Genomic DNA, 25,507 nt, shown 5'->3' on the forward strand with positions numbered 1-25,507 from the left:
TCAAATATACTATTTTGAATAAAAACATTTCAGATAAAACGCTACAAGATTTAGAATTTACAACAGTTTTAGAACAAGTTGCAACACATTGTATTACAAATTTAGGAAAAGAACAAACCCTAAAAATTCAACCAATATCAAATAAAAGACAGCTGTTTTTTGAGTTAAATTTAGTAAACGAATATCTTGCTTCTTTTGAAAATGAAAACAGACTTCCAAATCATTTTTTTGAAGATATCACCCAAGAAACAAAACGATTAACAATCGAAAACAGCTTTTTAGAAACCGATGCTTTTTTAAAAATTGCCACGGTTACCGAAACAGTCAATGAACAAAAAAAGTTCTTGAAGAAATTTCAAACCTACTACCCTACGCTGTTTTCTTTAAGTGATACAATACAATTTACAACTTTTGTTTCAGATAGCATTAAAGAAATAATTACCGCTCACGGAACTGTTTCCGATAATGCTTCGCCTGTTTTAAAACAGCTTCGAAAAGATATTGGTAATATCCGTGGTAAAATATCGGAAAGTTTTTCGCACGCTTTAACACGAAATATTGCCAACGGATATTTAGACGACATTAAAGAAACTGTTATTGATAATCAACGAGTTTTAGCAGTTACTGCCATGCATCGCCGTAAGGTAAAAGGAAGTTTATTAGGCGCTTCAAAAACGGGTGCAATTGTGTATATCGCACCGCAAGCAACACTTACTTTTAGCCGAGAACTACAAAATTTAATCTATGATGAAAAACAAGAAATTGTTAAAATATTAAGAGCTTTAGCCAGTAAAATTCATCCTTATACGCCTTTATTAGAAGAATACTTAGTGTTTTTAACGCATTTAGATTCCGTAGGTGCAAAAGCAAAATATGCCAAAAGTATCAACGGATTATTACCTAAAATATCAAAAGAAAAAAAGATATTTTTTAAAGATGCATTTCATCCTGTTTTATGGAAAAAAAATAAAGACCAAAATAAAGAAACCTTTCCGCAAACCATTCGACTCGACGAAAAACAACAAATTATTGTTATTTCAGGACCAAATGCTGGTGGAAAAAGTATTACGTTAAAAACCATCGGTTTATTGCAATTAATGTTGCAAAGTGGCTTGTTAATTCCTGTGCATGAACGCAGTGAAACAACATTATTCAATACTATTTTAACCGATATTGGCGATAATCAATCCATAGAAAATCAATTAAGTACGTATAGTTATCGCCTTAAAAATATGCGTTCGTTTTTGAGAAAGTGTAACGATAACACCCTATTTTTAATTGATGAATTTGGTACAGGTTCCGATCCTGAATTAGGAGGCGCTTTAGCGGAGATTTTCTTAGAAGAGTTTTACGAGCGAAAAGCTTTCGGAATTATCACTACACATTACGCTAATTTAAAGGTTTTAGCCAACGAATTGGACAATGTAACCAACGCAAATATGCAGTTTGACGAGCGAACTTTAGAGCCGTTGTATAAATTATTTATCGGGCAAGCAGGGAGTTCGTTTACTTTTGAAGTAGCGCAAAAAAATGGAATTCCATATAGCATTATCAATAGAGCTAAAAAGAGAGTTGAAACTGAAAAAATCCGTTTAGATAAAACAATTTCGAATCTTCAGAAAGAGCGAAATCGCTTACAAAAAACGTCTGATAGCTTGGTTAAACAAAAATCAAAAGGGCAAGAACATATCGATAGTTTACAAGAAAAAGAAGAAAAAATACAAAGCAAACTCTCTGGTTTTCAAGAATTATACGACAATAATCAACGAATGCTTTCTTTAGGAAGAAAAACGAACGAGCTGTTAAACAAGTATTTTCAAACCAATAATAAAAAAGAATTATCAACTGAATTCTTTAAATGGGTTGCGATCGAAAATACGAAACGCATCAAAAAAGCACCGCTTAAAAAATTATCTAAAATAGAAAAGAAACAAGATTTAATTACCAATCAAAAACAAAAAGAAGCCATCAAAAAAACAGAAAAAGAAGTGCTTCAAAAAGTAATCAAAATTAGAGAACAGAAAAAAGAAGAAGCCAAAAAAATAGCCCTAGAAAAAGCTTCGTATATCTATAAAATAAATGACAGAGTACGTTTAATTGATGGAAACTCCGTAGGAACTATCGATAAAATTGAAAAAAATTCCGTTTTTATCAATTATGGTTTTTTTACAACCAAAGCAAAAATAGAACAGTTAGAATTGGTCGAACGTGCCAAAAAATAAATTTTATATTTAGTTAAAATTAGACCTCACAGGTTTTTAAAACCTGTGAGGTCTTAATGTAAAATCTTGAAAATTACTCTAAACCTTCCATTTCTTTATCATAAAACTCGCCTGCTTTGTCCATTAAATCGGCAAGTTCTGTTGTTATATCTTCTTCCATTTCTCCCGATAAATCTTCAAACCACTCTACTTCATCATCTTTTAAATTGATTAAAAAACGTGGATATTCCGTATGTAATACGAAAACGTCTTCGGGGTGATTGCTGTTATCTGCTAATAAAAATTTAGGTAATTCCATAAAAAATGTAGTATTAATATTTTATTTATTCCCTGTAATTTCGGGATTTTCTTTAATTAATTTTAATGATAATCTATTAAATCGAATAAATAATAAAATAGATGCCGTAGTTAATCCTGCTAATAATCCTAACCAAATTCCAAAACTTCCGTAGGTTTCTGCTGTTCCTAAAAAATAACTAATCGGAAAACCAATAACCCAATACGATATAAAGGTAATTAATGTTGGAATTTTAACATCTTGCAAACCTCGCAAAGCACCTAAAACAACAACTTGAATACTGTCAGATATTTGAAAAATTGCCGCAGCTATCAATAAGTTTGCCGCAGTTTTCATTACTTCCATATTGTCGGCATAATTTTCAGCATCGCTTAAATCAATATATAAATTAGGAAGCGATTTATGAAATAAATAAAATAAAGTTGCAAATCCGATTGCCAAAAGAATCCCTAATAAAAAAATAGAAAAAGCAATTCTTCTTAAATCTATAAATTTATTCAAACCTTTTTGATTTCCTACCCGAATCATCGAAGCAACGCTTAATCCCATCGCAACCATGAAAGTCATCGAAGATAAATTTAACGCAATTTGATTTGCCGCTTGTGCATTTCTTCCCAATAATCCACTCAACCAAATCGCAGCAGTGAAAATACCAACTTCAAAAAACATTTGCATCGCACTTGGTGTTCCTAAATTAATAATCCTTTGAAGCATTAATTTATCCAATACAAAAAATTTAATATTCGTAACCAATGCTCTCGAACGCTCTTTTTGAGTTAGCATCCACCAAAGGTGTAAAACCATCACAAAACGAGAAAGTAACGTTCCGTAAGCCGCTCCAACAATTCCCATTTCTGGAAAACCAAACTTCCCGAAAATTAATAAATAATTTAAAAGTACGTTTAAAACATTTCCTAAAATAGTAGCATACATCGGATAGCGAGTCATCGATAAACCATCGCTAAATTGCTTAAATGCCTGAAAAATAATCATCGGAATTAAAGAAAATGCCACCAAATCTAAATAAGGAATCGCCAAAGCAACAACCTCAGTAGGCTGTTTCATTAAATACATTAACGGCTTTGAAAAGAATAATAATAAAAACATTAAAATTCCAATGACAGTACATAAAAACAACCCATGTTTAAAAGTTGATTTTGCTTCTTTAAAATTATTAGAAGAATCTGCCTCAGCTATTAAAGGCGTAATCGCTGTCGAAAATCCAATTCCTAATGACATGGCAATAAACATAAAACTATTTCCCAAAGAAACCGCTGCCAATTCTGCTGTTCCTAATTGACCAACCATGATATTATCGACAAAACTAACAAAAGTATGCCCTAACATTCCGAGCATTACAGGAGCCGCTAGTTGCCAATTATATTTAAATTCTGATGTATATTGTTGTAAATTCAAAGCGTATATTATATCAAAGCGCGAAGATAACTTTTTTAATACGCTAGGTCTTTATCTTCTTCATTTTTTAATTAATTTAATTATCTTTGTTTTTTATAAAACATACCGAAAAAAATACACAAAATGGCTTCAATAACATTACAAGGAAACGCAATAGACACTATCGGAAATTTACCAGAAGTTGGTAGTAAAGCAACTGATTTCGCTTTAGTAGCTACCGATTTATCAATTAAAAAATTAGCAGATTTCTCGGGAAGCCGATTAATTTTAAACATTTTCCCTAGTGTTGATACAGGAACCTGTGCAACATCTGTAAGAGAATTTAATGAAAAAGTTGCCAACTTAGAAAACACTAAAGTTTTATGTATTTCTAGAGATTTACCTTTTGCTCAAGGTCGTTTTTGTGGCGCTGAAGGAATTGAAAACGTGGTTATGTTATCTGATTTTTCAACAGGAAATTTTGGAAAAAATTACGGTTTAGAGATTAAAAATGGTCCTTTAGCAGGTTTACATTCTCGTGCTATCGTTATTATTGACGAAAACGGAACAATTACCCATACCGAGCAAGTAAGCGAAATTGCTGATGAACCAAATTATCAAGCTGCTTTAAGCGCCTTATAATATTATATGAAAAACCCAAATGATGGCTTTATAAAAGGAAGATTACGTAGTGTAACCTTTGCCTTTAAAGGAATGTGGCTTCTAATTACTACGGAAGATAGTATTAAAACACAGCTTTTTTTTGGCTTTTTAGCAACTTGTTTGGGCTGGTATTTTAACATATCGATAACACAATGGTTAATTCAATGTTTGATTATCGGTGTTGTTTTAGTAGCAGAGGCTTTAAATACAGCTGTTGAAAAAATAGCTGACTTTATACATCCTGAGTATCATGAAAAAATAGGATTCATAAAAGATATTGCCGCAGGAGCTCCAGCTTTTGCGGCACTAACTTCCTTGATTATTGCTGGAATAATCTACCTTCCTAAAATAATAGCTATATTGTAGCTTTCAATTTATTTCTAACATAAATACATGGCAAAAAGAAAGATACCGACACTAAAGAATCAATCTAAAATTAATTTTTTTAGAACTAAACTTGCTTCTTTTTTCTCGAAAAAACAAAACGTAACTATTTTAGGCGCTTTTTTAGTGCTTTTTTCGATATTCTTAATCGTTGCTTTTATTTCCTTTTTCTTCTCTTGGCAAGAAGATCAAAGCACGTTATCAGAATTTTCCGATAAAACAATTGTTACCAAAAATTTATTAGGAAAAATAGGCGCTATTTTAAGTAATTTTTTTATTTATAAAGGCTTTGGTTTAGGTGCTTTTCTGATACCTGTCGCTCTGTTTTTTACAGGAGCTCGAATTTTATTACAAACCAATTTAAGGAAAATAATAACCTCTTGGAATTGGTCGTTATTAATCATGTTATGGATTGCAATTACCTTAGGTTTTTCAGCACCTAAAAACGCCATTTTACCTGGAATTATAGGCTTTGAATTAAATGCTTATTTTCAAACATTTTTAGGAAAAACAGGCGTTATTATTTTACTGTTTTTTTGGTTGATTGCCTATCTAATTATCAGATTTAAAATTACACCTGAAAAAATTAATCAGAAAATAAAAATAGTTCAAGAAAATCAACTTAAAAAGAACGAACTAAAAGAAAATTTAAGAAACGAAAGTTTAAACAACCAAAACTTTAAAACCAACCAACCAACTACTGCCGAAAATAGGAACATCATAATTGATGAAACCATCGAAAAAAGACAAGAAAGACAAGAAACAAGTACTCAAACACCGATTCCTAATTTTGAAGCACCCGTTGAACACAACAATAATATACCAGAAAATACCGCTGAAAATATTATTGAAAATACTGCTGAAGTAAAAATATCAACACAAAAAATTGAAGCATCAGTAGATAGAAATTCCGAAAATGAAGCGTTAATAAATGAATATTTAGTTGATAGAGCATCAGTTAATGAAGCGTTAGAAGATACACCTATTACTGTTGATTTTCCTATTGAAGAACCTTCTTATGAAGAAACTCCAACAGAAATTGTAAAAGAAAACCCAACAGAAACCATAAGCAAAATACCTGAAATATCTGAAGAAACTTTAGATGAACCTTTGATTCCTGAAAATAAAAGTAATGAAATCAACGAAAAAAACATAGTACCATCAGAAGAAAAAACCGTTGAAAAAGAAACTGAAAAACAATCCGAAACACAAAAAATAACACCTGAAATAACCGCAGAAAAAACACAACCTGAAACAGTAAAAACAATATCAGAAATACCTAACGATACTCCTAAAATTGAAGTTCCTGAAGAAACAATAAAAGAAATTAAAGTTGCTGTTGAACAAAATTCTGAAGAAAAAAGTGTTACTGAAAACTTATCAGACCAATTGGTAAACGATTTTGGTGAGTTTGATCCAACCTTAGATTTAGGACATTTTAAATTTCCTGACTTTAATTTGTTAAAAGAATATAACGAAGTTATTTCTATAGATCCCGAAGAATTAGAAGCCAATAAAAAACGAATCGTAACCACGCTTCAAAACTATAAAATTGGAATTTCTGAAATTAAAGCAACCGTAGGACCTACCATTACTTTATATGAAATTGTACCAAATGCAGGAGTTCGAATTTCGAAAATTAAAAATTTAGAAGACGATATTGCCCTTTCGCTATCGGCTTTAGGAATCCGAATTATTGCTCCAATTCCTGGAAAAGGAACTATTGGTATTGAAGTTCCTAATAAAAAATCGACTATTGTTTCTATGCATTCTGCTATTTCTTCAAAGAAATTTCAAGAAAGTGAAATGGAACTCCCAATTGCTTTAGGAAAAACTATTTCCAACGAAACACTTGTGGTTGATTTAGCTAAAATGCCTCACTTATTAATGGCTGGTGCAACAGGACAAGGAAAATCAGTTGGATTAAACGCCGTATTAACATCTCTTTTATATAAAAAACATCCTGCGGAAGTAAAGTTCGTTTTGGTCGATCCGAAGAAAGTAGAATTGACATTATTTAATAAAATTGAACGTCATTATTTAGCAAAATTACCCGATTCAGAAGAAGCAATTATTACCGATACCACCAAAGTTGTACATACCTTAAATTCACTTTGTATGGAAATGGATGCTCGTTACGACTTGCTTAAAAATGCCATGGTTCGTAATATTAAAGAGTATAATGTAAAGTTTAAAGCTCGAAAATTAAACCCTGAAAATGGGCATAAATTTTTACCGTATATCGTATTGGTAATTGATGAATTTGCCGATTTAATTATGACCGCTGGTAAAGAAGTAGAAACGCCAATTGCCCGTTTAGCACAATTAGCACGTGCCATTGGAATTCATTTAATTGTAGCGACACAAAGACCTTCTGTAAACGTAATTACAGGAATTATTAAAGCCAATTTCCCTGCTAGAATCGCCTTTAGAGTAACTTCTAAAATAGATTCAAGAACTATTTTAGATGCTCCTGGAGCCGATCAATTAATTGGTCGTGGAGATATGCTGTATTCTGGAGGAAATAATTTAATTCGTATTCAATGTGCTTTTGTCGACACGCCTGAAGTAGAAAAAATAACCGACTTTATTGGCTCGCAACGCGCATATCCTGAAGCATATTTATTACCAGAATATGTTGGCGAAGAAACTGGCACAAATCTTGATAGCAATATTGATGATAGAGATAAATTATTTAAAACTGCGGCGGAAGTTATTATTACCGCACAACAAGGTTCGGCATCTTTATTGCAACGAAAGTTGAAATTAGGATACAATAGAGCAGGTCGAATTATTGACCAATTAGAAGCCGCTGGTATTGTAGGTCCTTTTGAAGGAAGTAAAGCAAGAAAGGTTTTAATTCCTGATTTTATCGCACTAGAAAAATTATTAGAAGACGAAATAAAATAACGATTTCTAAAGTATTAAAAGTGTACCTAATAATCAAGAATTATAACGCATACTTATAAAAATACTCCTGTTATAGAACAGGAAAAATTAAATATACATACATGAGAAAATTAGCATTAATAGGAATTGCATTATTTATAAGTTTTAACACAATCGGTCAAAATACCTCTTCTCAAGCTAAAGAATTATTAGACCAAGTAGCCAACAAAATGGGTGCTTATTCCAATATGTTTATCGATTTTAATTCTTCTTTAATCAACAAAGAAGCAGGAATTACAAATGATACCCCTATCCGTGGCGAAATTAAACTCGCTGGTGAAAAATATAACCTAAACTATCTGGGTAATAATTTTATTTTTGATGGAAATAAACTTGTGGTTATCAATCAGGATGAAAAAGAAATAACCATTTCTGATAGCGATTTAGAAGATGATGGCTTTATTTATCCTTCTAAATTATTGACATTCTATAAGAAAGGCTATACTTTTTCGATGGGAAAATTAAAGAATAATAACGGACGAAAAGTCCAATTTGTAGATTTATTTCCAATAGATAGTAATTCTGATATTGTAAAAGTAATGCTTGGTATCGATGCTAAAACAAAACATATTTATAAGTTAATTCAAATAGGTTCAAACGGTGCTGAAACAACTTTTACTATCGTAAAATTTAAAAGTAATCAACCTATTTCAAGTAATTTATTTTCATTTGACAAACAAAAATATTTAAAACAAGGTTATTTTATAGACTAATTAAAATAAATAAAATTGATGTTCAATTATAAAAACATCACTAAATATTATATTTAATAGTACGTTTTGTGAATAAATAAAATTTATTCACAAAACTTTTTTTATTTACACCACTAACCTACTTACCTTTGCTTCTGTGAAAACATTAGACAAATATATTTTAAAAAGCTTCTTACAGCCTTTTTTAGCAACTTTCTTAATCATACTATTTGTATTGGTAATGCAGGCTTTATGGCTTGCTTTTGATAGTTTTGCAGGAAAAGGAATTAGTATCGGAATTATCTTAAAATTCCTTTGGTATACGACATTACTTGTTACGCCACAGGCGCTACCTATCGGAGTTTTACTCTCCTCTATTATGACGCTTGGAAGTTTATCCGAAAATTATGAATTTGCTGCGACCAAATCAGCAGGAATTTCATTGCCTAGAATGGTACGTCCTTTGGTTATTTTAACACTCTTTTTAAGTGGATTAAATTTTCTGTTTTTAAACAATGTGTATCCGTACGCAATGTTAAAACAACTAAATATGCGCGTAAACATCAAAAAGAAACAACCCGCTATCGCCTTAGTTGCAGGAAGTTTTAATACTGAATTACCCAATTTTCAAATTAAATTTGATGAAAAATACGGTGAAAAAGAAAATCTGTTAAAAAATGTAATGATTTATGATTTATCGGCTAAAAAAGGAAATAATAAAATTATCACCGCTAAAAAAGGAGAAATTTTATCCGAAGAAGGTAGCCGATATATGACCCTTGTTTTAGAAGATGGCTACTATTTTGAACATCATGTTCGAAATGGCGCACCTCTTAAAGAACGTCAAAAAATGCCCGCCTCACAAGCCTCTTTTGATGAATATACTATTAATATTGATATTTCATCATTAAGCGGTGGAAACTTAGAAGAAGAACGATACAAGACTCAATACAATATGCTGAGCATCAATCAACTAAAAGACACTATTCCTACATTAAAAGTTAATTATGATGCTTTTATTGCTAGTAGAGCCAAAAATTTATTTTTAAGCCTCGATATAAAAGATTTACACGCATATCCTGATTCTTTAGTAAATAAAAAAGTAGCTAAAAATGTGCTTGATAATTTCAATCTTATTGAACAACAAAATATCTTAAATGGTGCTAGTTCCAAAATTGAACGCAGTATCAATAATCATGATTCGAATAAAGAAACCTTAAAAAGAAAACGAAAATACTTAAATTTATACGATATCGAATTTTATAATCGAGTTGCCTTTTCACTTTCTTGTTTATTGTTATTTTTTATAGGTGCACCTTTAGGTTCTATCATCAGAAAAGGTGGTATGGGATTGCCAATGATTTTAGCAATTGCTATTTATGTTCTCTATTTTTTCACCAACACTTTTGGGAGAAATCTTGCAGAAGAAAGCTCACTAACTGCTATCACAGGTTCTTGGCTAAGTGTATTTTTAATGCTACCTTTGGCTATCATATTAACAATTAGAGCCAGTAAAGATAAAGGTTTATTTGACTTTAAAAGTTTTATTCTTATCCCGATTAGTAACTTATTTAAAAACATATTCTCTAAAAAAGAGAAAACAACATAAAAATGACAACACAAACATCCACTAAAACCAGCAAAGTTGAATTAAATTCTATTGAAGAAGCGATTCAAGATATTAAAGATGGAAAAGTAATTATTGTCGTAGATGATGAAGACCGTGAGAATGAAGGCGATTTTTTAGCAGCGGCAGACAAAGTAACTCCAGAGATGATTAATTTTATGGCAACCCACGGTAGAGGCTTAATTTGTACGCCACTTACCGAGAATCGTTGTGATGAATTATCATTAAATATGATGGTTCATAATAATACCGACCCGATGGAAACTGGTTTTACGGTTTCGGTAGATTTACGAGGAAAAGGCGTAACCACAGGTATTTCTGCTGCCGATAGAGCCCTTACTATACAAGCGTTAATCAACCCAGAAACAAAACCTTTTGACCTTGCGCGTCCTGGTCATATTTTTCCTTTAAGAGCCAAAAACGGTGGTGTTTTAAGAAGAACAGGACATACCGAAGCAGCTGTTGATTTTGCTCGTTTAGCAGGATTACAACCCGCAGGAGTTATTGTTGAAATAATGAATGAAGATGGTACAATGGCACGTTTACCAGAGCTTTTAAAAGTTGCCAAAAAGTTCGATTTAAAAATCGTTTCTATTGAAGATTTAGTAGCCTACAGAATGGAACATGATTCTTTAATTGAGAAAAAAGAAGATTTTGATATTCAAACCCGTTTTGGTGATTTTCGTTTAAGAGCCTACGAACAAACTACGAATAATCAAATACATATCGCTTTAACAAAAGGAACTTGGAACCATAATGAACCTGTTTTAACACGTATAAATTCTACCTTAATTAATAACGATATTCTTGGTACACTAACCAGTAATGCCGATAAAAAGTTAGATCAAATGTTCAAGCTTGTAAACGACCAAGGAAAAGGAGCTATTTTATTTATCAATCAGCAGAGTCAAGCGCTAAACTTACTCAAAAGATTGAATTTATTACAAGAAAATCAAGCGAATGGAGAAATGAAAGCTCCTAAAGTTATCATGGATTCTAAAGATTTTGGTATCGGAGCGCAAATATTACACGATTTAAAAATTCATAAATTACGCTTAGTTTCTAACAGCCAACAAACCAAACGTGTCGGTATTATCGGATATGGTTTGGAAATTGTTGATTATGTAAATTATTAAAAACTTATTTTATAAGATAAAAAAGGAAGCTTTAAATAGCTTCCTTTTTTTTATTTTAAAGTCTGTTTAAAAATTAAATAAACTGTCAGTTCGAGTGATTTTTTTCCTTCAAAAAAATTGTATCGAGAACTTTTTAGTATCAAATTCATCAACATAAAAATTCAAATTCTCGATACAATTTTAATTCCTTTTATTCATTAAAATCACTCGAATTGACAAAATCATCTGAAAAAAATATAGTGGCAAAAAATGACGGCAAGGGGTTAAAACCCCTTGTTAAAAAAAGCTAAAATCACAAAAAAAGCTAAAAATTCTGGCAAATTAGGATGGGAAACTGAAATAAAATCCCTTTGACACATTTTTATTTTAAAACAAGGGGTTTTAACCCCTTGCCATACTATTTTTCTGTTATAAAACTTTTTTAGATGAAATTTAAACAGGCTCTGATATTTTTGAACTTAAATAAAATAACTTGTAAAAAAGTTAAAATAAAACTCAAATCCCTAGCCCCGATTGAAGCTTTGTTTGAGCTCTTTTTTTGATTTTTCTTCAAAAAAAAGCGAGTGCGGAAAGCGGGAAATTGCTTCAAAAAAAATTATAACAATTGCACAGCTTTTTTAAGCTGTTCAAACTCTGTAACAATTTCATCTAAAACTTCTTTGGCGGATTTAATTTGATGAATTAACCCAGCAACTTGACCAATTTCAAGTTCTCCTTCGTTTAAATCGCCTTGAAACATTCCTTTTTTGGCTCTTGCTCTTCCTAATAATTCTTTGAGTTCTAAAACGGTTGCTTTTTGCTGATATAATTCCTGAATATCTTGATAAAATTTATTTTTAATCAAGCGAACAGGTGCTAATTCTTTTAATGTTAGTTGTGTATCACCATCTTGAACAGCAATAATTTTCTCTTTAAAATTAGCATGTGCTGACGATTCAAAAGTTGCCGCAAAACGACTTCCTATTTGAACGCCGTCAGCTCCTAAAATCATGGTTGCCAACATACTTTTTCCTGATGAAATTCCGCCTGCCGAAATTACAGGAATTTGTACTTTTTCTTTAACCATCGGAATTAATGTAAGCGTAGTTGTTTCTTCTCTTCCATTATGTCCTCCCGCTTCAAAACCTTCACAAACAATAGCATCAACACCTGATTCTTCTGCTTTTAAAGCAAACTTTACAGAACTGACTACATGCACTACGGTAATTCCTTTTTCTTTTAAAAAGGCTGTCCAAGTTTTTGGATTTCCTGCGGATGTAAAAACAATTTTAACGCCTTCTTCAATGATAATATTGATGATTTTTTCAATATCAGGATATAACATTGGTACATTTACACCGAAAGGTTTATCGGTTGCTTTTTTACATTTTTGAATATGTTCACGCAAAATATCAGGATACATCGACCCTGCGCCGATTAATCCCAAACCGCCTGCATTAGAAACTGCGGAAGCTAATTTCCAACCAGAAATCCACACCATTCCACCTTGAATAATTGGATATTTTATCTTGAAAAGTTGTGTTATTTTATTTTGCATTTTTTTTAAATTTTATAAAAATTCACAAAAAATATTAAGATATTACTCCTGAGCCTAACAATTCTTCATTTATATACCAAGCGACAAATTGTCCTTCTTGAATTGCTGATTGTTTATTTTCAAATTCGACATATAAGCCACTTTCAACTTTATGCAAAGTTGCTTTTTCTAATTTTTGACGATAGCGTATTCTTGCTTCTACTTGCATCGTTTCGCCTGTTTTTAATGCTAAATCTTGACGAATCCAATGCAATTCTTCATTAGAAACAAACAATACATTTCGATATAAACCTGCGTGATTTTTACCTTCTCCTGTATAAATGATATTTTCATGCACATCGGTTTCGATAACATATAATGCTTCTTTTATTCCGCCAACATTTAAGCCTTTTCGCTGTCCTTTGGTAAAATAATGTGCCCCTTGATGCTTACCAACTGTTTTTCCACTTTCTTTTTTGTAAGAAAATTTTGTTGCGAAATAAGCTAATTCAGCTTCTTTATTTTCAAAAGATGGAGTTTCACGATTATACGGTTCAAAACTTGCTGGAACTTGGACAATTACACCTTCTTTGGGTTGTAATTTTTGCTGTAAAAAATCGGGTAAACGTACTTTTCCGATAAAACATAATCCTTGAGAATCTTTTTTATCGGCAGTAATTAAATCGGCTTTTTGAGCAATTTCTCGCACTTCGGGTTTTGTTAATTCACCGATTGGAAACATAGCTTTTTCAAGCTGTTTCTGCGATAATTGACATAAAAAATACGATTGGTCTTTATTCGAATCCTTTCCTGCTAGTAATTTATAAACTGCTTTGTCATCAATAATTTCTTCTGATTTTCGGCAATAATGTCCTGTTGCTACATAATCTGCTCCTAAACTTAAAGCGATGTCCATAAAAACATCAAATTTAATTTCTCGATTACATAAAATATCAGGATTTGGCGTACGTCCTTTTTCGTATTCACTGAACATATAATCGACAATACGTTCTTTATATTGATCGCTTAAATCCACTGTTTGAAATGGGATTCCTAATTTTTCAGCAACAAGCATTGCATCATTGCTATCTTCTAACCACGGACATTCATCGGAAATTGTAACCGAATCATCGTGCCAATTTTTCATAAATAAGCCGATAACTTCATAGCCTTGTTCTTTTAACAAATACGCCGTTACGCTACTATCTACACCTCCCGAAAGTCCTACTACTACTCTTTTCATTTTTTACTTTTGTAAGCCACAAATTTACGAATAAGTTTCTGTTTTTTGGGAAGTTTCTACAATGGAAAAAACCAATACTAACATCAATTAAATTGATACTACTATTGTTTTTTTATAATTTCAACTATTTTTTTTTATTTTCTTTTGATAAAATCTTGATTAATTTTTTAGGTCGGTTAATTTTCTAGTTTTCTTTTTATCGACTTTTTCACCGTCCATATAAAACTCCCATTTCCCGACTCTTTTTCCTTTTTGATAAACGCCTTCTTCTTTGATATTTCCTTTCAAATCGTAATATTTCGCTTTTCCTTCCAACTTATCATTTAGATAAAGTACTTCTTCAATTAAAATTCCAGCATCGGTAAATGTTTTAGAAACGCCATTTTTCAACCCATTTTTATAGCTTATTTGTTGGGTAATTTTTCCATTCGGATAATAATTTATAAGTTCACCATCTAACTTTCCGTTTGTATAATTTTCTTGGGAAAAAGGTTTGCCATTTGAAAAATAATAATTCCATTTTCCAATACGATTTTTACCAATCATCTTACCTTGTGTTTTTACCTTTCCGAGTTTATTATAGAATTTAACCGTAGCAGTACCGTTTACAAAAGTTTTTGTGATGCTTGGTTGTGATGATGAATTTATATCATAAAATTTAAAAACACCTACCTCTTTTCCATTTTGAAAAGTTCCTGTATAGCGCGTTTTTCCATTGGGATATAATTTTTTCCAAACACCAGTTCTTTTTCCGTTAGCATCCAGTTTATTTAATTTCTGAGCATTTACAGAAATCATAAAAAAAGTAGCTATTAAAAGAAGTAATATTGTTTTATTTTTAGAATATAACATTGCTGTTTTTTTTATGGATTAATTATTTTCAAGCTGATTTTCAGTTTATTTATCAAAAAAAACATGAAAAACAATAAGTTCAAAAATACATAAATCATACCAAATAGAAAAAGCTACTTAACGTATGTATCATTAAAATTGATAAATAGCGCTAAATAGCTTTTGATTCGTAATTATTAATCGAAGAAATTAAAGAAAAATAAGCTTCAATTATCCTAATCTTTTAATTTTTTCGTTAGAATGAACTGGTAAACGTTTTTTTAATTCTTCTACAATTCGATAAGTTGCAGGACAAATAGCCGTATTTGCAATCGTTAAATCTGAAATTTGGATAAACTTTTTACGGTTTGTATGAGGATATTCTGAACACGCTTTTGGGCGAACATCATAAATAAAACAAGAATTATCACGTTCATCTAAAAATGAACACGGTGCTGTTTTTAGTACCATAAAATCATCTTGATCTCGCTCTAAATATTGAGATTCAAAATCACGAACTTTCATTCTTAAATGCTTGGCAATACGCTCAGTATCTTTATCCGTAAAAATAGGGCTGGTTGTTTTACAACAGTTCCCACAATCTAAACAATCGGTTTTTGCAAACTCCTTGTCGTGCAAATCTTGTACGACAACATCGAAGTTTTTAGGTACTCGTTTTTTTATGGTTGCAAAATATTTTTTATTCTCCTTCTCTACGTCTTTTGCTAACTTCTCTAAGTTCTCTAAATCTTTATCCATAGTGCAAAAATAGTCATATAAATTGTTAGAATCAGTTTAAATACAGCGAGTCAAAATCAAAATAGAAAATCAAAATAAATTATGTAGTTTTGTTATTCAATTTTCAACTACTAATGAGCATACAAACCTTAATAGAAACCAAAGTAAAAGAAGGATTTTCAACCTTATATAATATCGAAATTCCGAGTGTAGAATTTCAAGCAACCCGTAAAGATTTTGAAGGAGATATCACTGTCGTGGTTTTTCCTCTTTTAAGATATAAAAAAGGGAATCCTGTTCAAATCGGCGAGGATTTAGGGAAGTATTTGGTTGAAAACGTTACTGAAATCACTAATTATAATGTCGTTAAAGGGTTTTTAAACCTAGTGATTGATGACACCTTTTATACGAATTTTTTCAATAAAATTAGTGCAAATTCTTCTTATGGATTTATTTCACCTTCGGCAGATGATTCTTCTCGTATGGTAGAATATTCATCGCCAAACACCAACAAACCGTTGCATTTAGGACACGTTCGTAATGTTTTATTAGGATATTCAGTTGCTGAAATTTTAAAAGCATCGGGTAAAAAAGTATATAAAACTCAAATCATTAATGATAGAGGAATACATATTTGTAAATCGATGTTGGCTTGGCAAAAATTCGCTCCCAATGGGAGTGATGGCAAAAAAGAAAACCCTAGTAATACGGGATTAAAAGGTGATAAATTAGTAGGAAACTATTACGTAAAATTCGACCAAGAATATAAAAAAGAAATAGCAACTTTAATGGCTTCAGGTGTTTCTGAAGATGATGCTAAAAAACAAGCGCCTTTATTTTTAGAAGCGCAAGCAATGCTTCGTAAATGGGAAGCTGGAGATGAACAAGTTGTAACACTTTGGAAAGAAATGAATTCTTGGGTTTACAAAGGATTTGATGTTACGTATAAAAATATAGGTGTCGATTTTGATACATTATATTACGAAAGTAACACGTATTTATTAGGAAAAGATGTTGTTGAACAAGGATTAGAAAGTGGTGTTTTCTTTAAAAAAGAAGACGGTTCTGTTTGGTGTGATTTATCCGAAGATGGTTTAGATGAAAAACTGGTTTTACGTTCTGACGGAACTTCTGTTTATATGACACAAGATATTGGAACTGCAATTCAGCGTGCAAAAGATATGCCTGATGTTGGCGGAATGGTTTACACCGTTGGTAACGAACAAGATTATCACTTTAAAGTTTTGTTCTTAATTTTAAAGAAATTAGGATATTCTTGGGCTGAACAATTACATCATTTAAGTTATGGAATGGTAGATTTACCTTCTGGAAAAATGAAATCTCGTGAAGGAACTGTCGTTGATGCCGATGATTTAATGGACGAAATGACCGATACGGCTCGTACTATTTCACAAGAATTAGGAAAATTAGAAGGCTATTCTGACATCGAAAAAGAAGAATTATATAGAGTTATTGGTTTGGGAGCTTTAAAATATTTCATCTTAAAAGTAGATCCTAAAAAGAGAATTTTATTCGATCCGAAAGCTTCTGTAGATTTTCAAGGAAATACTGGTCCTTTTATTCAATATACGTATGCTAGAATTCAATCTATTTTAAGAAAAGCAACTTTTGATTACTCAAAGCCTGTTTCTATAGATTTACACGCAAAAGAAAAAGAATTAATTAAACAATTAGAATTATATCCTGAAGTAATTCAGCAAGCTGCTAAAAATTATTCGCCTGCCGTAATTGCTAATTACACCTACGAATTGGTAAAAGAATTCAATTCTTTTTATCAGAATGTACATATTTTAGGAGAAGAAAACCAAGATAAAAAAGTATTCAGAGTTCAATTATCAAAAAAAGTTGCCGATACTATTAAATCTGCATTTGCTTTATTAGGAATTGAAGTTCCTGAAAGAATGTAAAAAATGTTGCTTCTGCCCTATTTATTTTTTGATAAAAAAGCGATAAACTTTAAAAATTGAAAAATAAATAGGGTTGAAAAAACGAAAATTCGCGTTAGGGATTGAACGGCATGTTTGAGCTCTTTTTTAAATATTTTTCATATTTAAAAAAAGCGAGTAGTGAAAGCCCGCCCGAACGCCCAAATTCTCGATACGATTTTGAAAATAAAATCACTCGAAATGACAAAAATATATAAAATAAACAAACAATAAGTAAAAAATTAACAACATGAAATACGACGTATTAATAATCGGAAGTGGTCCTGGAGGTTATGTAACTGCTATTAGAGCATCGCAATTAGGCTTTAAGGTTGGAGTAATTGAAAAAGAAAGTTTAGGTGGAATTTGCTTAAACTGGGGATGTATTCCTACAAAAGCATTGTTAAAATCTGCTCAAGTTTATGATTATTTAAAACATGTTGATGAGTATGGTTTAAAAGCGGAAGCAATCGATAAAGATTTTGGAGCAGTTATTAAACGTAGTCGTGGTGTTGCCGAAGGAATGAGCAAAGGTGTTTCTTTTTTAATGAAGAAAAACAAAATCGATATTATTGACGGTTTTGGTAAAATTAAAACTGGTAAAAAAGTTGATGTTACCGCTAAAGATGGTTCTGTAACAGAATATGCTGCGGATAATATTATTATCGCAACTGGTGCACGTTCTAGAGTTTTACCAAATTTACCACAAGATGGTGAAAAAGTAATTGGTTATCGTCAAGCGATGAGCTTACCTAGCCAACCAAAATCTATGATTGTTGTAGGTTCAGGTGCTATTGGTGTTGAGTTTGCACATTTTTATAATTCAATGGGAACGGATGTTACTGTTGTTGAATTTATGCCAAACATTGTGCCTGTTGAAGATATTGATGTATCTAAACAAATGGAGCGTTCTTTCAAAAAATCGGGTATTAAAGTAATGACAAGTTCATCTGTTGAAACTGTTGATACTTCTGGCGATGGCGTAAAAGCTACCGTTAAAACGAAAAAAGGTGAAGTTATTTTAGAAGCAGATATTTTATTATCGGCAGTTGGAATTAAAACAAATATTGAAAACATCGGTTTAGAAGATGTTGGAATTATTACTGATAGCGATAAAATTTTAGTAAATGATTTTTATCAAACAAATATTCCTGGTTATTTCGCTATTGGTGATGTAACTCCTGGACCAGCTTTAGCACATGTTGCTTCTGCTGAAGGAATTACGTTAGTTGAAAAGTTAGCTGGTTTACATACTGAAGCTATCGACTATGGAAATATTCCTGGTTGTACGTATGCTACTCCTGAAATTGCTTCTGTTGGAATGACAGAAAAACAAGCAAAGGAAGCTGGTTACGATTTAAAAGTTGGAAAATTTCCTTTCTCTGCCTCAGGAAAAGCAACTGCTGCCGGAACTACAGATGGTTTTGTAAAAGTAATTTTTGATGCAAAATACGGAGAATGGTTAGGTTGTCATATGATTGGTGCAGGTGTTACCGACATGATTGCGGAAGCTGTTTTAGGTAGAAAATTAGAAACTACTGGTCATGAAGTTTTAAAAACAATTCACCCTCACCCAACAATGAGTGAAGCGGTTATGGAAGCTGTTGCTGATGCTTATGATGAAGTGATTCATTTATAGAGATTCTGATTATTTAAAAAATTTTACATCAATTTTTAAACATAAATATTGATGTAAATTTTAAGTAAATTACGGGTAAATTATATAATTTCTATTCGTAAACTTACTCTAAATAATCTTTTATACAACAAAACCTCATCAATTTGGTGAGGTTTTCTTGTATATAATAGATTAAAGAAAATGTAATTATTTTAATGTTTTTTCACTATATTTATGATATTATAATTTTTTATTGAAAAAAACACTTCTTTTTTAACTTCGTAATAAATAATCTGTTTTTAATGGAATCTTTATTTCATAAAAAAAATAAAGATTTTTAGATTCAAAACACCTCCAAAAAATCAAAAAAATAGACGAATCTACAAAAATAAAATACTATACAACCATATATGTATATTATTTTATCGAAAAAGAAGCAAAAACAGCTGTTTTTATATTACGAATTATATATTTATACAAATTTAACACAAAATTAACCTCTAACTATCTAAAAAATAGTTCAAAAACCTCACTAAATGAGAAACAAAATTACACTCATGCTATTAATTTTGGTCGCTTCTTTGCAATCCAAAATTTTTGCACAAAAATCGGAACACAACAAACATGCTTGTAAAGCAAGTATCCAAAATGAATTAATATTCAATAAAAATCCTGAAGCTAGAAAAGAATATGTTGAATTTAATAAAATAACAAGAAAATTAGCAAGAGGTCAAAAACTTCAACGTGCTAGAACATACACAATTCCAGTTGTTGTTCATGTATATGGTGAAAATCAGAATGGAAAAACAGTTACTACAGACATCGTTAAAACAGCTATAGATAAACTTAATCTTGATTTTCAAGGTTTAAATGATGATTTTGCAGGAACTGACCCTGCATTTAATACTGTAAAAAGCACCTTAGATATCGAGTTTAAATTAGCAAAATTAGACCCGAATGGAAACTGTACAAGTGGTGTTATTTTTTACGATGAAAAAGCTGGTTACGGTAATGGTGGTGGATACGATGACCAAATTGCTGCTGATGCTTGGGATAATTATAAATATATGAATGTATATATTCAGGCAGAATTATATGCTGATGGTGATACGAATCAATCTGGTGTTGCTTGGTACCCTAACAGTTCAATGTCAGATGCAAATACCGCAAGAGTTGTATATAACGGAGCCTATTTACACGGAAATACAGGGAAAGAATTTGCCTCTGTATTTACTCACGAATTTGGTCACTTTTTTAACCTGATACATACGTTTCAAGGAGGATGTACCTACCCAAATGATCAAGTAGATGATACGCCTGCCGAAGATAAAGATGTAGTTGGTGCTAATTGTTCTCCTACAAGAAACTGTGAAGGTTATTTTATCAACTATGAAAATTATATGGGATATAATGGTGCAGCTGATGGTTGTTACAGAATGTTTACCAAAGGTCAAACAGACCGTATGTTAGCAGCTTTACAACATCCTGCTCGTAAAACTTTATGGGAAGCTCAGAATTTAATTGATACAGGTGTTAATAATACTGGCGGTGCCATTGCTTTAAATAATAATACAGTTAAAGAATTAGTAGCAAACGATGGTAGCTTTAACCAAGAAATAACGATAACTCTTGATAATGCTACTTTTAGCGCTTCAACGGGTAACTTAACTCAAGGTAATCAATATAGTATTGCTTTACCTCAAGGATTATCTTCTACAGTAGCAATTACCTCTACAACAACAGCTACTCTAACAATATCAGGTATTGCAACAAATCACCTAGAAACCAATAATGAAACAGTAAACTTATCTTTTGATACTAGTGCGTTTAGTCCAGGGCAAACCTTAAGCTGTACTTCTATCGGTTTAGACTTTAAATTTTATAGCCCTTATGAAATTATTTATCATGATATTACAGATATTTCTGCAAGCACAGCTGCTTCTTGGGATAATTTAAATTTAACCAAAATAAATGGTGGTAATACCTATGGTACTTGGGCATATAAACCAGGGCATTTAAAATTAGAAACCTATGGTAAAAAATTAGTTACCAATACAGGAACAAGAGACATTACACTTTTAACCAAAAACACATTAATTTCTACGGTAAGTAATTTTACAGCTCCTGAGGCTTATCCTGGTCAATTAGATATGAGTTATGATACTTATACTGATTGGGATGCAAAAACTGGATATATTGGATTTGAAGCAGATCATAATGGGGAAACTATCCACGGATGGATGAAAGCTAGTGTTTCTGCCGATGGTGAAACGTTAACCGTTTATGAATACGCTTTTTCTACTGAACCTAATGGTGATATTTTAGCAGGACAAACATTATTCGATACATCAGCATCTGAATTACTTTTTGTATCTAAAGAAATTAAAGAAGCAACTGATAACACAGGAGCGTTTAATTATTCAACGAAAGTTACGCTTTCTGGAGCGGCAGAGTTTTCAAATAAAATATTTGTAAAAGGAACTGATTTTACAACTACTTTTCCAAGTAATTTAGCAGTTGCCTTTAATTACATCAGTAAAGATGAACTTGAAGTAACAGTTACAGGAATAACGACAAACCATACTGTGGCTGATAATTCTAATTACACTATTAGTTTGAATAGCAGTGCATTTACCTCTGGATTTGACAGTGTAGTAAATAAAGCAAATGATTTTGATGTTGTATTTAGAGATCCTTATGAAATTATTTATGATGACATCGTAGATATTACAGCTACCACAGGAGCTGGTTGGGATAATTTAAATTTAACCAAAATAAATGGTAATTACGAGTATGGAGTTTGGCTTTTTGAAGCAGGTAAATTAAAATTAGAAACCTACGGAAAAAGATTAGTTACCAATACAGGAACAAGAGATATTTCATTTTTACCTAAAAACACCTTAATTTCTAAAACGGATAACTTTACGGCTCCTGCTGCCTATCCAGGACAGTTAGATATGAGTTATGATACCTATACCGATTGGGATGGAAAAACAGGATATCTTGGATTTGAAGCTGAACATAATGGGGAAACTATCCACGGATGGATGAAAGCTAGTGTTTCTGCCGATGGTCAAACATTTACTGTTTATGAATACGCTTTTTCTACAGAACCAAGAGGAGATATCAAAACAGGACAAAAATTATTTGATTTAGATGCTTCTGAATTAGTTTTTGCATCTAATGAAGCTAGAGAAACAACTGATAACGAAGGTTCTTTTAATTTTTCAACTACCATTACGATTGATGGCGTTGCAAACTTTACCGATAAAACATTTGTAAACGGAACTGATTTCACAACTACTTTCCCTAATGATTTTACCGTAGCAGTTAGTTATGTAAATGCTAAAGAAGCACAAATAACTATTACAGGAACGACTATAAGTCACGCTAAAAGTGAAACAACTAGTTTCGATATTAGTTTTAATAGTAGTGCTTTTACTTCTGGATTTGATAAAATTTCAAATAAAGAAAACAGTATTTCTCTTAAATACAGAGACCCTTACGAAATTATTTTTGTAGATAATGATGATTTATCAGCAAACAAGGCTAATAATTGGTTTAATTTCAATTTAACAGAAATTGATGGTTCTCATTTTTATGGTGTTTGGGCACATACAGATGATACGACTAATAAAGAATATTTAAAATTAGAAACCTATGGTAAAAAATTAGTTACCAATACAGGAACAAGAAATATTACATTTTTACCACAAAATGCATTAATTTCTACAGCAAGTAATTTTACAGCTCCTGAGGCGTATCCTGGTCAATTAGATATGAGACATGAAGCATATACCGATTGGGACGGAAAAATTGGATATATTGGTTTTACAACCGATCATGATGGAGAAACCATTCACGGATGGATAAAAGCAGGTGTTTCTGCCGATGGAAAAACATTTACTGTTTATGAATACGCTTTTTCTACAGAACCAAATGGAGATATCGAAGCAGGACAATTAGTATTTAGAGGTGATAATTCTGAATTAGAATTTAATTCTAAAACTGTCGCTGAAAACGAAGATAACACAGGAATTATTAATTTCACTTCAACAATTCGTATTGGAGGTGTAGCTAATTTCAATAATAAAACATTTGTAAATGGAACAGATTTTACATCAACAATTCCTAATGATTACAATGTTGAAGTTATCTATTTAAATGAAAAAGAAGTTCGTTTAACAATTACAGGAACGTTAAATAGTCACGGAAATGATGCTTCTGCGAATTATGATATTACTTTTAACAGTACTGCTTTTAGTAATGGTTATGCTGATGTCAATAATAAAGTAAATACCCTTGACTTTAATTTCTCTGATCCTTATCAAATTATTACAGGAACTTTGAATGCTAGTACTAATAACGCTAGTGGTTGGGGTCCTTTTAATCTTTATGATTTAGATGCTGATAATAATAATCAATCATTTGGTGCTTGGAAATCTGAAAGTGATTTAAAAATTGAAAACAGCGGTAAAAATTTAATACTAAATAATAGTACTGATAATATTACACTTATCAACGAGGGGCAGTTAATTTCAGAAAAAGATAATTTCACTTATAAATACGGACCTAATATCCATACACCTTCTTATACTGAATGGGCAGGAAAAACTGGGTATGTTGGTTTTGAAGCATTATACCAAGGTGCGACCGTATATGGTTGGTTTAAAGCGACTGTTCTAGCAGATGGTAGTCAATACACTATTACAGAATATGCTTTTTACACTAAACCAAAAGGAGCAATTTTAGCAGGTGCAACTACCTTACCAACAACAATTACATGGTCAGGAGCAACAGATACTGATTGGAATAATGCAAATAACTGGATAGGAAATACCGTTCCAACAAGTGCTGATGATGTTATTATCCCTGCAAATGCGACTAAATTCCCTACGTTAACACAAGAAGTTACTTTAAATAAAGTTACCATCGAATCTGGTGCTACTTTAATTACCAATAGTAAATTAAATGCGAACGTTACTTATAACAGAAACTTACCTACCAATAACTGGTATTTAGTAAGTTCTCCGCTAAGTAATGAAACGCTTGCAAATATTATTGTAAATAATGATTTTGCTTCAGGAACGGCTGGAAATATCGGTTTAGCTTCTTATAAAAATGATGGAACAGTTTGGGATTATCAAACGATAGGTTCTAAAGGAAATTTTGTTTCTGGAAAAGGATATTCTGTTAAGTTAAAGACTGTTGCCGATGTTAAATTTACAGGTGATGTGAATTACGAAAATGTAACAATTCCTGTAACAACTGCTACAAATAGTTATAACTTAGTTGGAAACCCATATACTTCTTATATTAATTTAGAAGAATTTTTCAACGCGAATCCTTTAAACACGGTTGTAAAAGAAGCTACAATTTGGTTATGGAATCAAGCAACAAATAGTTATGATTTAAAATTAGCAGGTATTGATACTGATTATCAAATTGCACCAACACAAGGTTTCTTTGTAAGTGCCAATGCAAATACCAATGTAACTTTTGATAAGAATAATCAATCACATACTGCGGGTACTTTTCAAAGACAAGCAAACCCTAAAACGCAAGTAAACGTAACTGTTACTTCAAATAATGGAACAGCTAAAACAGCTAAAATCTATTATTTAAATGAAGCAACTACAGGTTTTGATAATGGTTTTGATGGAAGTGTATTTAAAGGAGCTAAAAGCAACTTTAGTGTATTTACAAAATTAGTAAACAACGAAAACAGTAATGATTATGCTGTTCAATCGTTACCAATTGCTGATTTAACAACAACTGTTGTTCCTGTTGGTGTAAAAGCAACTGCAAATGAAACTATTGTTTTCTCTGCAAAATCTTTTAACTTACCTGAAAATACCGAAGTTTATTTAGAGGATAAAGGAAATGAAAAATTCATTAATTTATCAAAAGAAAAGTATAGTGTACGATTAAAGAAAACGACTAATTCAGGTCAATTCTTTATACACACAGCTTCAAAAAATGTAAATGATGTTGCAAAAACAGCAAACATCTTCATTTCTCAATCAGCTAAAAATGAGTTAACCATTACAGGATTACAATCAGAAAATAATACGATTGCAATATATTCTACGATAGGGAAACAAATTTTAAGTAAAACTTTTAAATCAAACGGAACAACTGTAATAAATTTACCTAAAGTATCTGCAGGAGTTTATATTGTTAATTTAACAAGTGATTTAAAAAAGATAAACAAAAAAATTATTTTAAATTAATTATTTAAAAACAGAC

At 31.4% G+C, this 25,507-nt stretch carries 16 protein-coding genes; 10 read left to right on the forward strand and 6 right to left on the reverse strand.

From position 1 onward, the window contains the following. Positions 1 to 14 precede the first annotated feature (14 nt). Complete coding sequence (locus L0U77_RS05480) at positions 15 to 2,222, forward strand: endonuclease MutS2 (protein ID WP_233900855.1); 2,208 nt, start codon at positions 15 to 17, stop codon at positions 2,220 to 2,222. Positions 2,223 to 2,295: 73 nt separating this feature from the next. Here the strand turns inward: L0U77_RS05480 and L0U77_RS05485 are convergent, their stop codons facing one another. Further along, positions 2,296 to 2,520: a hypothetical protein gene (locus tag L0U77_RS05485; protein WP_058885356.1), complete on the reverse strand. Its 225-nt coding sequence runs from the start codon at positions 2,518 to 2,520 to the stop codon at positions 2,296 to 2,298. Positions 2,521 to 2,541: 21 nt separating this feature from the next. Next, positions 2,542 to 3,936: an MATE family efflux transporter gene (locus L0U77_RS05490; RefSeq protein WP_145993203.1), complete on the reverse strand. Its 1,395-nt coding sequence runs from the start codon at positions 3,934 to 3,936 to the stop codon at positions 2,542 to 2,544. A gap of 123 nt (positions 3,937 to 4,059) precedes the next feature. Here L0U77_RS05490 and tpx point away from each other — a divergent pair, with 123 nt between their 5' ends. The 6 genes from tpx (at position 4,060) to ribB (ending at position 11,366) form a co-directional block, all read left to right on the forward strand. Then, positions 4,060 to 4,557, forward strand: a complete 498-nt coding sequence (tpx, locus tag L0U77_RS05495; protein WP_101916959.1) for a thiol peroxidase — start codon at positions 4,060 to 4,062, stop codon at positions 4,555 to 4,557. A gap of 6 nt (positions 4,558 to 4,563) precedes the next feature. After that, a complete protein-coding gene (locus tag L0U77_RS05500; RefSeq protein WP_233884222.1) occupies positions 4,564 to 4,944 on the forward strand; it encodes a diacylglycerol kinase family protein in 381 nt (126 codons plus the stop codon). Positions 4,945 to 4,971: 27 nt separating this feature from the next. Further along, positions 4,972 to 7,872: a DNA translocase FtsK gene (locus L0U77_RS05505; RefSeq protein WP_233900856.1), complete on the forward strand. Its 2,901-nt coding sequence runs from the start codon at positions 4,972 to 4,974 to the stop codon at positions 7,870 to 7,872. 101 nt (positions 7,873 to 7,973) lie between these two features. After that, on the forward strand, positions 7,974 to 8,624 hold the full coding sequence (lolA1, locus tag L0U77_RS05510; protein WP_101916957.1) for an outer membrane lipoprotein periplasmic chaperone LolA1: 651 nt from the start codon (positions 7,974 to 7,976) through the stop codon (positions 8,622 to 8,624). Positions 8,625 to 8,760: 136 nt separating this feature from the next. Then, a complete protein-coding gene (locus L0U77_RS05515; protein WP_233884225.1) occupies positions 8,761 to 10,212 on the forward strand; it encodes an LptF/LptG family permease in 1,452 nt (483 codons plus the stop codon). Positions 10,213 to 10,214: 2 nt separating this feature from the next. Continuing rightward, positions 10,215 to 11,366 (forward strand): 3,4-dihydroxy-2-butanone-4-phosphate synthase, encoded by a 1,152-nt coding sequence (gene ribB / locus L0U77_RS05520; RefSeq protein ID WP_193699848.1) that lies wholly within the window; start codon positions 10,215 to 10,217, stop codon positions 11,364 to 11,366. A 595-nt stretch (positions 11,367 to 11,961) separates the two neighbouring features. Here the strand turns inward: ribB and L0U77_RS05525 are convergent. From L0U77_RS05525 to L0U77_RS05540, 4 genes are all read right to left on the reverse strand, one after another. Next, a complete protein-coding gene (locus L0U77_RS05525) occupies positions 11,962 to 12,903 on the reverse strand; it encodes an NAD(P)H-dependent flavin oxidoreductase (protein ID WP_233900857.1) in 942 nt (313 codons plus the stop codon). A 34-nt stretch (positions 12,904 to 12,937) separates the two neighbouring features. Further along, positions 12,938 to 14,125 (reverse strand): tRNA 2-thiouridine(34) synthase MnmA, encoded by a 1,188-nt coding sequence (gene mnmA, locus L0U77_RS05530; RefSeq protein WP_233900858.1) that lies wholly within the window; start codon positions 14,123 to 14,125, stop codon positions 12,938 to 12,940. A gap of 159 nt (positions 14,126 to 14,284) precedes the next feature. Beyond that, entirely contained in the window at positions 14,285 to 14,977 is a 693-nt protein-coding gene (locus tag L0U77_RS05535; protein ID WP_233900859.1) for a toxin-antitoxin system YwqK family antitoxin, read from the reverse strand. Positions 14,978 to 15,187: 210 nt separating this feature from the next. Beyond that, positions 15,188 to 15,715 carry a YkgJ family cysteine cluster protein gene (locus L0U77_RS05540; protein ID WP_233884228.1) on the reverse strand — a complete coding sequence of 176 codons (528 nt, stop codon included), beginning with the start codon at positions 15,713 to 15,715 and terminating at the stop codon, positions 15,188 to 15,190. Between the two features lie 113 nt (positions 15,716 to 15,828). On the opposite strand from L0U77_RS05540, the gene argS reads away from it, so the two are divergent. The 3 genes from argS (at position 15,829) to L0U77_RS05555 (ending at position 25,491) form a co-directional block, all read left to right on the forward strand. Continuing rightward, positions 15,829 to 17,622 (forward strand): arginine--tRNA ligase, encoded by a 1,794-nt coding sequence (argS, locus tag L0U77_RS05545; RefSeq protein ID WP_233900860.1) that lies wholly within the window; start codon positions 15,829 to 15,831, stop codon positions 17,620 to 17,622. A gap of 268 nt (positions 17,623 to 17,890) precedes the next feature. Continuing rightward, positions 17,891 to 19,279, forward strand: coding sequence for a dihydrolipoyl dehydrogenase (lpdA, locus tag L0U77_RS05550; RefSeq protein ID WP_233897751.1), 1,389 nt, complete (start codon positions 17,891 to 17,893; stop codon positions 19,277 to 19,279). Between the two features lie 515 nt (positions 19,280 to 19,794). Next, the gene (locus L0U77_RS05555; protein WP_233900861.1) at positions 19,795 to 25,491 is read left to right on the forward strand and encodes a M43 family zinc metalloprotease; all 5,697 of its coding nucleotides are present in this window, start codon (positions 19,795 to 19,797) and stop codon (positions 25,489 to 25,491) included. The last annotated feature ends 16 nt before the right edge of the window (positions 25,492 to 25,507 follow it).

Source organism: Tenacibaculum piscium, assembly GCF_021390715.1.
In the GTDB taxonomy this organism is placed as follows: Bacteria; Bacteroidota; Bacteroidia; order Flavobacteriales; family Flavobacteriaceae; genus Polaribacter; species Polaribacter piscius.

Bases quoted from the DNA above. Each gene is read 5' to 3' on its own strand.
- L0U77_RS05500 (WP_233884222.1), top strand. From the start codon at position 4,564: ATGAAAAACCCAAATGATGGCTTTATAAAAGGAAGATTACGTAGTGTA.
- tpx (WP_101916959.1), top strand. From the start codon at position 4,060: ATGGCTTCAATAACATTACAAGGAAACGCAATAGACACTATCGGAAAT.
- mnmA (WP_233900858.1), bottom strand. From the start codon at position 14,125: ATGAAAAGAGTAGTAGTAGGACTTTCGGGAGGTGTAGATAGTAGCGTA.
- L0U77_RS05525 (WP_233900857.1), bottom strand. From the start codon at position 12,903: ATGCAAAATAAAATAACACAACTTTTCAAGATAAAATATCCAATTATT.
- L0U77_RS05505 (WP_233900856.1), top strand. From the start codon at position 4,972: ATGGCAAAAAGAAAGATACCGACACTAAAGAATCAATCTAAAATTAAT.
- L0U77_RS05555 (WP_233900861.1), top strand. From the start codon at position 19,795: ATGAGAAACAAAATTACACTCATGCTATTAATTTTGGTCGCTTCTTTG.
- L0U77_RS05535 (WP_233900859.1), bottom strand. From the start codon at position 14,977: ATGTTATATTCTAAAAATAAAACAATATTACTTCTTTTAATAGCTACT.
- lpdA (WP_233897751.1), top strand. From the start codon at position 17,891: ATGAAATACGACGTATTAATAATCGGAAGTGGTCCTGGAGGTTATGTA.
- lolA1 (WP_101916957.1), top strand. From the start codon at position 7,974: ATGAGAAAATTAGCATTAATAGGAATTGCATTATTTATAAGTTTTAAC.
- L0U77_RS05540 (WP_233884228.1), bottom strand. From the start codon at position 15,715: ATGGATAAAGATTTAGAGAACTTAGAGAAGTTAGCAAAAGACGTAGAG.
- L0U77_RS05485 (WP_058885356.1), bottom strand. From the start codon at position 2,520: ATGGAATTACCTAAATTTTTATTAGCAGATAACAGCAATCACCCCGAA.
- ribB (WP_193699848.1), top strand. From the start codon at position 10,215: ATGACAACACAAACATCCACTAAAACCAGCAAAGTTGAATTAAATTCT.
- argS (WP_233900860.1), top strand. From the start codon at position 15,829: ATGAGCATACAAACCTTAATAGAAACCAAAGTAAAAGAAGGATTTTCA.